11 protein-coding genes and 1 pseudogene are annotated in these 13,743 nt (G+C 71.5%); 4 read left to right on the top strand and 8 right to left on the bottom strand.

What is annotated here, in order from left to right; all coding sequences use genetic code 11:
* Positions 1-120 precede the first annotated feature (120 nt).
* A complete protein-coding gene (locus ACFVT2_RS04460) occupies positions 121-1,947 on the bottom strand; it encodes an AMP-dependent synthetase/ligase (RefSeq protein WP_390012014.1) in 1,827 nt (608 codons plus the stop codon).
* 410 nt (positions 1,948-2,357) lie between these two features.
* Positions 2,358-3,222, bottom strand: a pseudogene (locus ACFVT2_RS04455) (LysR substrate-binding domain-containing protein).
* Between the two features lie 164 nt (positions 3,223-3,386).
* Here ACFVT2_RS04455 and ACFVT2_RS04450 point away from each other — a divergent pair.
* A complete protein-coding gene (locus tag ACFVT2_RS04450; protein ID WP_390012012.1) occupies positions 3,387-4,529 on the top strand; it encodes a bile acid:sodium symporter family protein in 1,143 nt (380 codons plus the stop codon).
* Here the strand turns inward: ACFVT2_RS04450 and ACFVT2_RS04445 are convergent.
* Both ACFVT2_RS04445 and ACFVT2_RS04440 read right to left on the bottom strand, forming a co-directional pair.
* Entirely contained in the window at positions 4,415-6,352 is a 1,938-nt protein-coding gene (locus tag ACFVT2_RS04445; protein WP_390012009.1) for an exo-alpha-sialidase, read from the bottom strand. The two genes, ACFVT2_RS04450 and ACFVT2_RS04445, sit on opposite strands and share 115 nt — an antisense overlap.
* A gap of 235 nt (positions 6,353-6,587) precedes the next feature.
* Positions 6,588-7,529: a zinc-binding alcohol dehydrogenase family protein gene (locus ACFVT2_RS04440; protein ID WP_390012006.1), complete on the bottom strand. Its 942-nt coding sequence runs from the start codon at positions 7,527-7,529 to the stop codon at positions 6,588-6,590.
* 149 nt (positions 7,530-7,678) lie between these two features.
* On the opposite strand from ACFVT2_RS04440, the gene ACFVT2_RS04435 reads away from it, so the two are divergent.
* Positions 7,679-8,128 (top strand): MarR family winged helix-turn-helix transcriptional regulator, encoded by a 450-nt coding sequence (locus ACFVT2_RS04435; protein ID WP_390012003.1) that lies wholly within the window; start codon positions 7,679-7,681, stop codon positions 8,126-8,128.
* A gap of 23 nt (positions 8,129-8,151) precedes the next feature.
* On the opposite strand, the gene fdhD is transcribed toward ACFVT2_RS04435, so the two are convergent.
* Positions 8,152-9,006, bottom strand: coding sequence for a formate dehydrogenase accessory sulfurtransferase FdhD (gene fdhD / locus ACFVT2_RS04430; protein WP_390012000.1), 855 nt, complete (start codon positions 9,004-9,006; stop codon positions 8,152-8,154).
* 180 nt (positions 9,007-9,186) lie between these two features.
* On the opposite strand from fdhD, the gene ACFVT2_RS04425 reads away from it, so the two are divergent.
* Both ACFVT2_RS04425 and ACFVT2_RS04420 read left to right on the top strand, forming a co-directional pair.
* Positions 9,187-9,870, top strand: coding sequence for a GntR family transcriptional regulator (locus ACFVT2_RS04425; protein ID WP_390011997.1), 684 nt, complete (start codon positions 9,187-9,189; stop codon positions 9,868-9,870).
* 171 nt (positions 9,871-10,041) lie between these two features.
* A complete protein-coding gene (locus tag ACFVT2_RS04420) occupies positions 10,042-10,428 on the top strand; it encodes a chorismate mutase (RefSeq protein WP_390011994.1) in 387 nt (128 codons plus the stop codon).
* Positions 10,429-10,851: 423 nt separating this feature from the next.
* On the opposite strand, the gene ACFVT2_RS04415 is transcribed toward ACFVT2_RS04420, so the two are convergent.
* The 3 genes from ACFVT2_RS04415 to ACFVT2_RS04405 all read right to left on the bottom strand — a co-directional run bounded on the left by ACFVT2_RS04415 (position 10,852) and on the right by ACFVT2_RS04405 (position 13,739).
* Entirely contained in the window at positions 10,852-11,067 is a 216-nt protein-coding gene (locus ACFVT2_RS04415; RefSeq protein WP_390011991.1) for a DUF6243 family protein, read from the bottom strand.
* Between the two features lie 808 nt (positions 11,068-11,875).
* Positions 11,876-12,148, bottom strand: a complete 273-nt coding sequence (locus ACFVT2_RS04410) for a hypothetical protein (RefSeq protein WP_390011989.1) — start codon at positions 12,146-12,148, stop codon at positions 11,876-11,878.
* A gap of 187 nt (positions 12,149-12,335) precedes the next feature.
* Positions 12,336-13,739, bottom strand: a complete 1,404-nt coding sequence (locus tag ACFVT2_RS04405) for an OFA family MFS transporter (RefSeq protein ID WP_390011986.1) — start codon at positions 13,737-13,739, stop codon at positions 12,336-12,338.
* Positions 13,740-13,743: the final 4 nt, after the last annotated feature.

The following is a 13,743-nucleotide window of genomic DNA, read 5'->3' as shown; positions in this document are numbered from 1 at the left end:
CGTCGGCTTTCGTGTTCTGGGATGACAACGATCATCCGTCCCCGGACATTCCCGCGCACGCCGACGAACCCGCTGGCCGTTCACCCGCGCGCCCGGCCGGCGCTCTCCTGGGGTGTCGGCTCACCCCCGGTACAGCGCGTCCACCTCCGCCGCGTACGCCGTCTCGATCGCCTTGCGCTTGAGCTTCAGCGAGGGCGTCAGCAGGCCGTGCTCCTCGGAGAACTGGTTGGCCAGTATCCGGAACGTGCGGATCGACTCGGCCTGCGAGACCAGGGTGTTCGCGGCGACCACGGCGCGCCGGATCTCGGTCTCCAGATCGGGGTCGCGCACCAGGTCGCGCGGCGGCATCTCCGGCTTGCCGCGCATCGCCAGCCAGTGGGCGATCGCCTCCGGGTCCAGGGTGACCAGCGCCGAGATGAACGGCCGGTCGTTGCCGACGACGATGCACTGGGCGACCAGCGGATGCGCCCGCACCCGCTCCTCCAGCGGCACCGGCGAGACCGACTTGCCACCCGAGGTGACCAGGATTTCCTTCTTCCGGCCGGTGATCGTCAGATAGCCGTCCTCGTCCACCGAGCCGAGGTCCCCGGTGGCGAACCAGCCGTCCTGGAGCACCGCGTCGGTGGCCTTGGTGTCGTTGTGGTAGCCCTGGAAGATCTGGCCCCCGTAGAGCCAGATCTCGCCGTCCTCGGCGATGTGGATGGTGGTGCCGGGGACCGGTGTGCCGACGGTGCCGAAGCGGGTCCGCTCCGGCGGGTTCGCGGTGGCGGCCGCGGTGCTCTCCGTCAGCCCGTAGCCCTCGAAGATCCGCACGCCGGCGCCGGCGAAGAACAGGCCCAGCCGGCGTTCCATGGCCGAGCCGCCGGACATGGCGTGCCGCACCCGGCCGCCCATCGCCTCACGGACCTTGCTGTAGACCAGCTTGTCGAACAGCTGGTGCTGCAAGCGCAGCGCGGCGCTGGGGCCGGAGGCGGTACCGAACGCCTTGTGCTCCATTGCCTCCGCATGGCGGACCGCGACCTCGACCGCCTTGTCGAACGGGCCCGCCTTGCCGTCGGCCTCCGCCCGCCGCCGGGCCGCGGCGAAGACCTTCTCGAAGATGTACGGCACCGCCAGGATGAAGGTGGGGCGGAACGCCTGGAGGTCCGGGAGGAGCGCACGGGCCGAGAGCTCCGGCTGGTGGCCGAGCTTGACCCGGCCGCGGACCGCCGCGACCTGCACCATCCGGCCGAAGACGTGCGCCAGCGGCAGGAAGAGCAGGGTCGCCGCCTCGTCGCCCGGCTTGGAGCGGAAGACCTTGTCGTACCGGAGCACGATGTTGTCGGCCTCGGCCATGAAGTTGGCGTGGGTGATCACGCAGCCCTTGGGGCGGCCGGTGGTGCCCGAGGTGTAGATGATCGTCGCGACGGCTTCCGGGGTGACCGCCATCCGGTGCCGGTGCACCACCTCGTCGTCGATGTGCGCGCCGGCCGCGGTCAGCTCGGCCACCGGGTCGGCGTCCAGCTGCCACAACTTCCGCAGTTGGGGGAGCCTGCCGATGACCGAGCCGACGGTCATCGCGTGGTCCTCGTGCTCCACCAGGCAGGCCGACACCTCGGCGTTGTGCAGCATCCAGAAGACCTGCTCCGCCGACGACGTGGGGTACAGCGGGACGGACTGGGCGCCGATCGACCACAGTGCGTAGTCGAAGAGCGTCCACTCGTAGCGGGTGCGGGACATGATGCCGACCCGGTCGCCGAACCGGACGCCCTGGGCGAGGAGGCCCTTGGCGAGCCCGGTGACCTCGTCGCGGAACTGCCCGGCGGTGACGTTTCGCCACTGCCCGGCGGCGTCCTTACGTGCCAGCGCGGTCCGTCCGGGGTCGGATTCCGCGTTGTCGTACACCGAGTCGGCCAGCCCGCCGACCCGGGGCGCGGTCGCCAAAGGGGGGACGGTGAACTCGCGCAATGACCCAGCTCCTCGTGGTGCTTCTCACAAGGCCGCGACCGTACCCCACGGGGAAGGCGGGTGGGAGTGCGGTACCACGCCGCGGCGCCGGGGCAGCCGGAACCGGCCAGGCCGGGAAATCGGGTTACTTCGGGTAACCGCGGACATTACCCAGTCGATCCGTGGCCGGACGAACACCGTGCCGGGACCGGATCTGCACCGAATCTCTGCATCTGTCTCCACGTCAGAGCACGTCGGAGGGATATCCCGAGGCGCTGCGACGATCCGCGGGAGATTCTCGGGAGATCCCGGTCAGGCGCCGTCCGACCGGCCGACGCCGCCCGGGGAGGGTGCGGCGGGCCCGAGCGGTACGGCGGATTCCGCCCCGGACCCGGCCGTGATCCTCAGGACCGGCCCCAGGGCCGGGGCGTCTACGGGAGGTGCAGCCGGTCGCCGCCCGCCAGGATCGCCTCGGCCAGCGCCTCCGCCGGGCCGCGCGCCGCCCCCGCCCGCTCCCCGTGCAGCAGTACGAAGTCCACCCCGCCCAACTCCGGCAGCCCGGCCCGGGACGGTATCCGCACCAGGCCCGGCGGGATCATCCCGCGGGTGTGCGCCATCACGCCCAGCCCCGCCCGGGTCGCCGCGATCAGCCCGTTCAGGCTTCCGCTGGTGCAGGCGATCCGCCATTCCCGGCCCTGCCGCTCCAGCGCCTCCAGGGCCCGCGCCCGGGTCACCGCGGGTGGCGGGAAAACGACCAGGGGAACCGGCCGCTGCGGATCCAACCGCAGCCGCTCACCGCCCACCCACACCAGCCGGTCCCGCCACACCAGCCGCCCCTGCCGACCCTCCGGCCGCCGCTTGGCCAGGACGAGATCCAGCCGACCGGCGGCCAGCAACTCGTGCAGGGTGCCGGACAGTTCCACGGTCAGTTCCAGGTCCACCTCGGGGTGGTCCCGCCGGAACCCCTCCAGCACCTCCGGCATCCGCGTCAGCACGAAGTCCTCGGACGCGCCGAAGCGCAGCCGCCCGCGCAGCCCGGGTCCCGGCGAAGAAGCTCGCCGCCCGTTCGTTGGCCTCCAGGATGGTGCGCGCGAAGCCGAGCATCGCCTCGCCGTCCTCGGTGAGCTCCACGGCATGGGTGTCCCGCGCGAACAACCGCCGCCCGGCGGCCTCCTCCAGCTTCCGCACATGCTGGCTCACCGTGGACTGGCGCAGCCCCAGCCGGTGCGCGGCCTGGGTGAAACTCAGCGTCTGCGCCACGGCCAGGAAGGTGCGCAGCTGCGCGGGCTCGAACACGGACGACGCCTCCTCACGTGATGTCGCGCAGTATCGCGCGTTATCGCTCTTCATGATGACAGTCACCACAGTAAGAGGGGTTCCCGATTGCCGTTCCGCCCGGCAGTCTGGAGAGGGCACCGTCCATGCCACCGTCCGTGAGCCGTCGAACCCGAAGAGAGACCATGCGCCGCCCTGTGTTCCGCCTCCCCTCCTGGCTCCCCGTGGACGGTTACATCCTCGCGTTGCTCGGCACGGTCGGGCTGGCCGCCCTGCTGCCGGCCCGCGGCGCCGCCGCCACCGTCGCCGACGGCGCCTCCACCGGGGCCGTCGCCCTGCTGTTCTTCCTCTACGGGGCCCGGCTCTCCACTCGGGAGGCGATGGACGGACTGCGGCACTGGCGCCTCCATCTGACCACTCTGGCCTGTACGTTCCTGGTCTTCCCGGTGCTCGGCCTGGCCGCCCGCGGCCTGGTTCCCCTGGTGCTCCCGCCCGCCCTGTACACCGGCCTGCTGTTCCTGTGCCTGGTCCCGTCGACGGTCCAGTCCTCCATCGCCTTCACCTCCATCGCCCGCGGCAACGTGGCGGCGGCGATCTGCGCCGGCTCGTTCTCCAGCATCGTCGGGATCGTCATCACCCCGCTGCTGGCGGGACTGGTGCTGTCCGGCAACGGCGGCGGCTTCTCCGCGCACTCCCTGGTGTCGATCGTCTGCCAGCTGCTGCTCCCGTTCCTCGCCGGGCAGTTGCTGCGGCGCTGGGTCGGAGGGTTCCTCATCCGGTACAAGAAGGTCCTCGGGTACGTCGACCGCGGCTCGATCCTGCTGGTCGTCTACGCCGCGTTCAGCGCCGGCATGGTGCAGGGCATCTGGCACCAGGTCTCCCCGCTGCGGCTGCTGTGCCTGCTGGGTGTGGAGGCGGTGCTGCTGGCGGCCATGCTGACGGCCACCTCGTACGGCTCGAAGAAGCTGGGCTTCCCGCGCGCCGACCGGATCGCGATCACCTTCGCCGGCTCCAAGAAGAGCCTGGCCGCCGGGCTCCCGATGGCCAGCGTCCTCTTCGGCGCCCAGGCGGGGCTGGCGGTGCTGCCGCTGATGGTGTTCCACCAGATGCAGCTGATGGTGTGTGCGGTGCTCGCCAAGCGGTACGCGGCGCAGTTGGACGCCGACGGGCAGCCGGTGGTCGGGTCCGGTGGCTCCGGACCCGACCCGTCCGGTCAGCGGCCGCCGTCCACCCGGTCCAGCGGGAGCCCGAGCACCAGCGGGCCGGCCACCGAGGCGTCGCCGCCGCGCACGCGGGAGAGTTCGGCGTCGGTCAGGGCCCGGCGGTAGACCCGGACCTGGGCCAGCGCACCGGTGAACTGGGCCCGGCCGTCCGGCCGCTGGCCCAGGTGCACGCCGAACACCGAGGTGCTGCTGACCGATCCGGGGACGTCGGCGGTGGCGGCGGCCGCGGTGCCGTCGACGGTCAGCAGGAGTCGGCCGCCGGTGCGGCGCAACGCCAGGTGGTGCCAGTTCCCGTCGTTGTCGGCGCTGCCGGTGGCGACCTGGGCGGTGGCCGGCGGCCGGGCGCCGGCCACCGCCGTGAGGTGCGCGGTGATCCGGCCGTGCGCGGGGTCGCCCTCGATCGCGACCTGCGGGGAGCGGCTGCCCACCCCGCCCATCCACAGCAGCGGTTGTTCGCCGGTGGTGGCGCGGTAGCGGAACCACAGGGTGCAGGTGAAGTCCCGGCTGCCCAGCGGGAGCGAGTCGCGGTAGGGGAGGCGCACGGCGTCGTCGGTGCCGTCGAAGGAGAGCGCGCGGCCGAAGGGGCCGTCGGTGAGCCGGGCGCCGCCGAGGACCAGGGCCGGCCGGGCGCCGCGGGCCAGGTCGGGGGTGGTCGGGTCCGGGCCGCGGCGCGGGCCGAGCCACTGCTCGGTGAAGCGGGCGAAGCGGATCTCGTCCCGGGCGTCGGCGGCACCGCCCTCGTAGAGCAGGCCGGTGACGGTGGGGGAGACGGCGACCAGGTCGGAGTAGCCGGACCAGTCGGCGGTGACCCGGGCGCCCCGGTCCACGCCCTCCCAGGTGCGGCCCTCGTCGTAGGAGGAGCGGATGGTCATGGTGCGGCGGCGGTCGGGGTCGGCGGGTGCGGCGAGCAGGGTGCGGCTGCGGCCGCCGGCGGCCGACGAGCGCGGCAGGCGCAGCGCCGACGCCTGCACCATCGGGGCGTAGAGGTCGGGGATCGCGCGGAACGGGGCGGTGAAGGAGTCCCCGCCGTCCCGGCTGACCGCGGCGGTGCGGTTGCCGAGGTCGGTGCCGTCCTGTTCGCGGCCGTTGACGTAGATCGAGCCGTCGGCGCGTTCCAGGAGCGTCATCTCGGACGGCTTCTGGCGGAAGGTGCCGTCCGGTGCGAGCGGCCAGCTGTCCAGCGCGCCCACCTTCCAGGTGGTGCCGTCGTCGTCGCTGTGGACGAGGGCGGCGTGGTTGGCGGTGATCCGGTTGCCCGCGTAGCTCTCGGCGTTGACGCCGAAGACCAGGCGCCCCGGGTGCCGCCCGTGGGTGAGCTGGATGCCGTGCACCGGGCCGGTGGCGTACCAGGAGTTCCACTGCCGGGGGCGGAGGCTGCGGGTCAGGTCGCGGGGCGCGGACCAGGTGGCGCCGTCGTCGTCGCTGTATTGGAGGTGCGGGGTGCGGTCGCAGGGGACGTCGCAACTGAGGCCGTCGGCGCGGCCCTTGTTGTAGGTCTCGGCGAGGACGATCCGGCCGGTGCGGCGGTCCACGAGGGGCGCCGGGTTGCCGTGGGTGTCCCCGTTGCCGTGGTTGACGACCTGGAGGGGGCCCCAGGTCCGGCCGCCGTCGGTGGAGCGCTTGACGACGAGGTCGATGTCGCCGGCGTCCCCGCAGTCGTGCACCCGGCCCTCGGCGAAGGCGAGGAGGGTGCCCCGGACGGTCCGCACGATGGCGGGTATACGGAAGCAGAAGTAGCCCTTCTCGTAGGCCGCTTTGAAGAGGACCTGCTGGTCGAAGCCGCCTGAGGGGGCGTCGGTTGCGGCCCGGGCGGGGGCGGTCGCCAGGGCGGCGAGTGCCGTGGCGGTCAGCGCGGCGACGGCTGCCGGGGCGCGGCGGCGCCGGGGTCTGCGGCGGGGGCGGGGGTGCGCGCGGAGATCTGACGTCATGGTCCGGCCTGCCCTTCGAGGCATCGGGTCGGGTCATCAGGACATCCAACGTCCTATGTGCAGATGCGACGGAAGCTACTGCCGTGCGGTGGGTGCGACAAGGAGCCTGCGTCGGTTCTCCGCGCCCGGCCCGGAATTCACTCTCCCGGGCCGGGGGCGCTGCGCCGTGTGCGCCACCTGGGGCCGGTGGGGCAACTGGGTGCGGCCCGGCAGGCCGGCCCGCACTCCTGGCGCGTCACGGCCGCAGCACCACCTTCCCGAGGTTGGCCCGCGCCTCGATGATCTCGTGCGCCTGCGCGGCGTCGGCCAGCGGCAGTTCGGCATGGACCGCGGCCCGCAGCCGGCCGGCCCCGGCCAGCTCCCACAGCTGCGCCCGGTGCTGCTCGTACCGCTCCCGGTGGACGGTGGCGAAGCGTCGCATGGTCAGCCCGGTGATGGTCTTCGCGCCGGCCAGCAGCTCGTACGCGGGGACCGTGCCGCCACCGGAGTTGAAGAAGATCAGCCGCCCGCCGGGCGCGAGGGCGGCCAGTGCGCGCGGCAGCAGCTCCCCGCCCACCCCGTCCAGCACGATGTCGACCGGCTCGCCCCAGGACTCCTGGTCGTAGGTGACCACCTCGTCGGCGCCCAGCCCGTACAGGAACTCCGCCTTGGCCGGTGAGCTGACCGCGGCCACCACCCGCGGTACGCCCTGGAGCTTCGCCAGTTGGACGGCGAGGTGCCCGGTGCCGCTGGCCGCGCCGGTGATCAGCACGGACTCGGTGCCGGACGGTGCGGCGGTGCTGAGCGCGGCCAGCGCGACGTGACCGCTGCGCACCAGTGCCACCGCCTGTACCGCGCTCGCGCCGTCGGGGATGCGGCTGGCCAGGGAGGCGGGGGCGAGGGCGAGTTCGCCGTAGGAGCCGGTGAGGGTGAGCGAGGTGACCCGGTCGCCGACCGCGAAGCCGGTGACGTCCGGACCCAGCGCGATGACCTCGCCCGCGATCTCGCCGCCGATGACACCGGGCAGCGGATCGCCGCCGCCCTTGCCGTCGCCGCGCACCCGGCGCACCGACGGCAGGGTGACGCCGATCGCCTCGGTGCGGACGAGGAGTTCGCCGGGGCCGGCGGTCGGGTCCTCGGCCTCCTCCAGGCGCAGGACTTCGGGGCCGCCGTAGGCATGGAATCGGACACGGCGCACGGGCCGTCACCTCCGGGGGAACGGGCCGCACTGCGGCCGGTTTCATTGGATGCCCCAACGATAAACAGAAACCATTGGGGCTGCCAATGGTTTTTCGTTGGCAATCCCTACGTTGGTGGAACCCATGGATTTCTGGGTACGGTGCCCCCATGGCCGACACCCCCGCCCCCTACGCCCCCAGCCCCATCCGCGCCCTCCCCAGCTGGCTGCTGGGCCGCGCCGCCGCCCGCGGCCACCGGCTCGTCGCCGAGGCACTCGCCACCGAGGGCATGCGGATGATGCACCACGCCGTGCTCGCCGCGGTCGCCGAACTCGGCCCCGTCTCCCAGGCGGAACTAGGCCGGACCGTCGGCATCGACCCCAAGGACATCGTCGCGGTCGTCAACGACCTCCAGAAGGACGGGCTGGTCACCCGCACCCCCGACCCCAGGGACCGGCGGAAGAACGCCATCGAGATCTCGGCGGAGGGGGAGCGGCGACTGCGCCGCACCCAACGGCTCGGCGACGAGGCCAACGCCGAGCTGACCGCCGCGCTCGACGATGAGGAGCGCGCGCAACTGGTCGCCCTGCTGACCCGGATCGTGGCGCCGGGGGAGTGAGTCGGGGCGCGCGCCGGGCGGCCTCAGTCCGTGGCGGCCGCCGCGTCCAGCGCCAACCGGTGTGCGCCCGCGTAGACGTTCATCGACCTTCCGCGCAGGAAGCCGACCAGCGTCAGTCCCGTCTCGACGGCGAGGTCGACGGCCAGCGAGGACGGTGCGGAGACCGCGGCCAGCACCGGTATGCCGGCCATCACGGCCTTCTGCGCCAGCTCGAACGAGGCCCGTCCGGAGACCATCAACACACACGACGACAGCGGCAGCCGGCCGTCCTGGAGCGCCCGCCCGACGATCTTGTCCACCGCGTTGTGCCGCCCCACGTCCTCGCGGACGTCGAGCAGTTCGCCGTCCGCCGTGAAGAGCGCCGCCGCGTGCAGACCGCCGGTCCGGTCGAAGACCCGCTGGGCACCCCGCAGCCGGTCGGGCAGGGCCGCCAGGGTCTCCGGGTCCATCCGGAGCGCAGGCTCCGGGGCGGTGTCCAGCGTCCAGCGGGCGGTGGTCCGCACCGCGTCCAGGCTGGCCTTGCCGCACAGCCCGCAGGACGACGTCGTGTAGACGTTCCGCTCCAGGGTGAGGTCCGGGACGCTGACCCCCTCGGCCAGCCGGACGTCGACGACGTTGTAGGTGTTGGCGCCGTCCGCCGTCGCCCCCGCGCAGTACACGATGGTCGCCAGCTCGTCCGCGCGGGCCAGGACGCCCTCGCTGACCAGGAAACCCGCGGCCAGCGCGAAATCGTCACCGGGGGTCCGCATGGTGATCGCCAGTGGCTTGCCGTTCAGCCTGATCTCCATCGGCTCCTCGGCGACCAGGGTGTCCGGCCGGCTGCTCACCGCACCGTCGCGGATCCGGATGACGCGGCGTCGCTCGGTGACCCGTCCCATGTCTGATCAGCCCCGGTTCTGTCTGCGGTGGTGGCCGCGCTCGCCGATGTCCATTGTCCGGTACGGGCGTTCACCCGGCGCCGCCGGTGCGGACCGCCCTGCGGATCACCGCGGCGGTCTGTGGAGGAGCGGGCGCGCTCAGTAGACTGTAGACGATAGCCAATTAGGGAGGGGACCCCGATGCTGTCCAGAGGACTGCCGCAGGGCGCCGTACCGAAGCTCGAACGCCCCGGCCCGCTCCGCGAGCGCGTCTACGAGGCACTGCTCGAACTGATCACCACCCGTGCGCTCCGCCCCGGCCAACACCTGGTCGAGAGCGAACTGGCGGGCCATCTCGGGGTCTCCCGCCAGCCGGTCCGCGAGGCGCTCCAGCGGCTCAACACCGACGGCTGGATCGATCTGCGCCCCGCCCAGGGCGCCTTCGTCCACGAGCCCACCGAGGAGGAGGCCGACCAACTGCTGACGGTCCGCACACTGCTGGAGGCCGAGGCCGCCCGGCTCGCCGCGGTCCATGCCGACCCGTCCGGCATCGCCGAGCTGGAGCAACTCTGCGAGCAGGGCGAGCGCGCCGTCCAGGACGACGACGTGGAGACCGCGGTGGCCCTCAACGCCGCGTTTCACGCCAAGGTGACCGAGCTGGCCGGCAACGCCGTGCTCGCCGAACTGGCCGCGCAGGTCGGGCGGCGGGTGCGCTGGTACTACACCCCGGTCGCCCGCAAGCGCGGCAGGCGGTCCTGGGCCGAGCACCGCGACCTGATCGCCGCGATCGCCGACGGCGACGAGGCCCGCGCCACCTCCGTGATGCGCGCGCACACCGAGCACACCCGGCGGACGTATCACGAACTCGACGGCGAGGACGCCTGATCCGGGCCGCGACCGCAGGTGGCCGATCCTCGCCCCTACCGGTCCGGGCCCCGTCCGATCCGCGAGACCAGCGGCGATGACCTGCCCCCGGCCGGGTAGGGTGCAGGCGATCACGCACCAGCTGATCACGGACGAAGCCCCTTGAACCCGACCAGAAACGGCGAGACGCACATGAGCGAAGGGACAGCACCGGCGGCCGGCGACGCGGCCTCCGTCGCGGACGAGGCGGCCCGCGAGCGGCTGCTCTACCTGCGCAGCAGCATCGACAACCTCGATGCCGCGCTGGTGCACCTGCTCGCCGAGCGGTTCAAGTGCACCCAGCAGGTCGGCGAACTCAAGGCCCGGCACAGCCTGCCGCCCGCCGATCCGGCCCGCGAGGCCGCCCAGATCGCCCGCCTGCGCCGCCTGGCCGAAGAGGCCCGCCTGGACCCGGCGTTCGCCGAGAAGTTCCTCAACTTCATCATCGGAGAAGTCGTCCAACACCACCGCGCCATCGCCGACCGGGCCGTGACCAGCGGCGGGGGAGAGGCCAAGGGTTCCGCGACGGCTGCCAGCTGATCATTTGGGCGATAACCGGGAGACCAACTTCCCCGAAGGTTCTTGACCCCGAGAACGTGCATGGCGCGTTCGTCAGTCCACGAAAGCCAGCAGGTCGCCGCCACCGACGGGTTCCTCACCCAGTGGGCACACGGCGTGTGCGCCCGTGGAGACTCGAAGATCAGTTACGGGACAACCCATAGCTGCGGTGTCGCCCGGGCTGGGCACGGGGAACGCGCTGGTGGTGACGCTCCTGGTGCAGCTCGGGGTGGCGGCGGTGGCGGGGCTGCTGAATCTGCGGCTGACCCGGGTGGTCGGCTGAGACGCGGGTGGTCGGCCGAGAGCTGATCGGGACCGGCCGCGCCCGGTACGGCAGCAGAGCCCGGACCGCGTGTCGCGGTCCGGGCCCTGCCCTGTACGGTGCCGCTCTGCTGCGGCGGTGCGTCAGCTCTGTGCGGTGTCGTCGCCCGCCTGCCCGGCGCCCTCAGCTGCGGCTGCCTTCTCGCGCATCTTGCGCACCAGCTCCGCCTTCTGCTCGGCTGCACCCTGGCGGTCGAGGTTGCGGTGCGGACCGTTGTTCTGCCGTTCGGTGCGGGACAGCTTCTTGCGCTGGCCGCCGCCCATGCCCACGGGGTTGTTGATGTTCTTGCTCACGGTCACGGGTTCTCCCGGTATTGATGTGAAGTGATCTACGGATTCATCGGTGGGGGGACGGGCGGCGACGTCGAAGGACGTCAGGAGGGGCCCATCACGCTCACTCGTAAATCGGCGTCTGGAAGAACATGACAAAGACGTTACCCGGTTCCGCCGGCCCCGCACACCAACCTTTTCGCCGCCCCGGCGTCGGCCGGGCCTTCGGCGGGCGCCCGGGGTCAGCCGTTTCCTTCCGGGATTCTCAGCATAGCCAGCATCCGCCGGTGGTCCCCGCCCGCCCGGGTCAGGTCCAGATGGGCGTTACTGGGCCGCCGCGGGCGTTGTCAGTGGTCGCGAGCATACAGACGGCATGAGAGATCATCTCACTTGCGCCCCGCCGTTACGGGACAACCTTTAGGGGTGACCTGCAGCATTCTCGTGATCGTTTGGGAGATGTTTGGGAGACCGGGCCGAGTTCCGAAGCCGTGAGCACAACGGGCGGGAACGTGGCCTGAACGGGGGAGCGAACCCGGGGGAGCGAGGAACCAGGGCTGCGAGCTGGGATCTCATCGCTACGAGGCAGGTACAGAGGGGGCTGGCTGTCCGCCTCGGTAGTTCCTCGACTTCATCATCGGAGAAGTCGTCCAACACCACCGCGCCATCGCCGATCGGGCCGTGACCAACGGTGAGGCGAAGTCCGAGTAGCACCGCGCACCGACCGAGACGCACGCGAGCGTCGCGGCCCGGTTCCGGCCGCACGACGCGCGGACGCCCCGCCCCTGCCGTAGCAGGGACGGGGCGTCCGTCGTTCGGTCGCCGATCGGCGGTATGACCGTCAGCGGTGCGAATGACCGGCCCGGCCGACCACGTTCCTGGCCGTGCCGCCCTGGGGCGACTTCAGCTTGTCCGCGGTCTTGGCGACGGCGTTGACCACGGCGTCGATGTTGACGTTGGGCTTCTTGACGACGCCCTTGGAGACCGTGTTGTTGTTGAGCAGGTTGTCGGCCGCTCCCGCGACCCCCCGGTGGCCGTCGGCGAACGCGGGGGCGGCGACGCCCAGTGCCATCACCGCGCCGGCAACAACCGCAGCGGCCTTGGAATACGTCATGGTGGACAGTCCCTTTCTGATACAGAGAACGAGCGGTGTCTTCCGCCGGCGCGACGGTCATACCGGCCGTGTGCTGTCGCGCACGGCACGCTCCCCGTCGGCACTCACCCAAACGGCCTTGCCGCCCCCAGGACACGGCACGGTTCCCAACTGTTTCGGAAAGCACCCGAACGTGTCGTCGTCCCGCTCAGGTCATTTCCCGGCTGATCGGCCGGGGGTTGGGCGCCACATCGCGTAACCGGGTCCGTCCCGGCTGGTGCAACAGCAGGGTGAACGCCGCCGCCACCAGGGAGACGCCGCCGGCCAGCAGGTACGCGCCGTTGTACCCCCAGGCACTGACCACCATCGAGCCCAGTCCGCCGCCGAACAGGCCGCTGATGAGCTTCCCGCTGTAGACCAGGCCGTAGTTGGTGGCGTTGTAGTTCTCGCCGAAGTAGTCGGGGGTCAGGGCCGCGAAGAGCGGATAGAAGGCACCGCCGCCGAATCCGGAGAGGAAGGCGAAGAACAGGAACAGCCACTGACTGTGCAGGTCCCCGGCCCACAACACCCCGAACTGGGCCAGTCCCAGGACGACGATCACGAAGACCAGGGTCGTCTTCCGGCCCCACAGGTCCGACAACCAGCCGACCACGGCCCGGCCGACGCCGTTGACGACGGACATCACCCCCATGGACGACGCCGCGACCATCGGACCGAATCCCACCTCCTTAGCGAAGTCCACCTGGAACGAGATCCCGAAGATCGAGACGCCGGCGGTCAGCACCACGCTCACCCACATCAGCGGGAGCATGCCGCTGCGGACCGCCTCCTTGGGCGTGAACTGCCGGACCGCCGGCGGGTTCTTCGCCAGGAATACCGTGCGCTGCCCCGACCCGCCGGTGTTCAACGGATCGACCTCGGCGGGCCACCAATTCTTCGGCGGGTCCTTGAAGAACCAGGCACAACCCGCCACCACGATCAGTACATAGATTCCGATGCCGTCCAGCACCTCATCGAAATCCGAGGTGTCGAAGGCGTAGTTGAAGACGAAGATGAACGGCAGCGCTCCATAGGCGAATCCGCCGTTGACGAATCCGGTCTTCGCACCGCGCCGCTCCGGGAACCATTTGCCCACCATGTTGATGCAGGTGGCATAGACGAGCCCGGAGCCGATGCCGCCCACGACCCCGAAACCACAGATCGCCGCCAGTACGTGGTGCAGATGCCCCAGGGCCACGAAGCCCAGCAGGGTCAGCACCGCCCCGATGAACATGGCCCGGCGCGCGGTCAGGGTGCCCCGCTCCCGTAACCAGCCGGCCGGAAAGGCGATTCCGGCCTGGAAGAACACCCACACGCTCAGAATCCAGAAGGTGTCGCTCTGGGACCAGCCGTGTGCGTGCGACAGCGTGTCCTCGGCCGATCCGTAGGCGTATTCGGAGACGCTGATGGCCATCATCGCCAGCCACGGCAGATACACCATCAGTTTCCGCGAGTGGCCGCCGAGCAGTTCCCGGTCGGTCTCGCCGATCCGATAGACCCGCCCCTTTCCGTCGGTGATTTCCCGATACGTGATCCCTGTTGTTCCCGTGCTGTCCCGTCCGCTGTGCTCCATACCG

Origin of the sequence: Streptomyces sp. NPDC058000, assembly GCF_042886435.1 — a bacterium.
Lineage (GTDB): Bacteria > Actinomycetota > Actinomycetes > Streptomycetales > Streptomycetaceae > Streptomyces.
This window is presented reverse-complemented; position numbering and strand designations above follow the sequence as displayed.

Bases quoted from the DNA above. Each gene is read 5' to 3' on its own strand.
- ACFVT2_RS04450 (WP_390012012.1), top strand. From the start codon at position 3,387: ATGCGCCGCCCTGTGTTCCGCCTCCCCTCCTGGCTCCCCGTGGACGGT.
- ACFVT2_RS04445 (WP_390012009.1), bottom strand. From the start codon at position 6,352: ATGACGTCAGATCTCCGCGCGCACCCCCGCCCCCGCCGCAGACCCCGG.
- ACFVT2_RS04435 (WP_390012003.1), top strand. From the start codon at position 7,679: ATGGCCGACACCCCCGCCCCCTACGCCCCCAGCCCCATCCGCGCCCTC.
- fdhD (WP_390012000.1), bottom strand. From the start codon at position 9,006: ATGGGACGGGTCACCGAGCGACGCCGCGTCATCCGGATCCGCGACGGT.
- ACFVT2_RS04425 (WP_390011997.1), top strand. From the start codon at position 9,187: ATGCTGTCCAGAGGACTGCCGCAGGGCGCCGTACCGAAGCTCGAACGC.
- ACFVT2_RS04420 (WP_390011994.1), top strand. From the start codon at position 10,042: ATGAGCGAAGGGACAGCACCGGCGGCCGGCGACGCGGCCTCCGTCGCG.
- ACFVT2_RS04410 (WP_390011989.1), bottom strand. From the start codon at position 12,148: ATGACGTATTCCAAGGCCGCTGCGGTTGTTGCCGGCGCGGTGATGGCA.
- ACFVT2_RS04405 (WP_390011986.1), bottom strand. From the start codon at position 13,739: ATGGAGCACAGCGGACGGGACAGCACGGGAACAACAGGGATCACGTAT.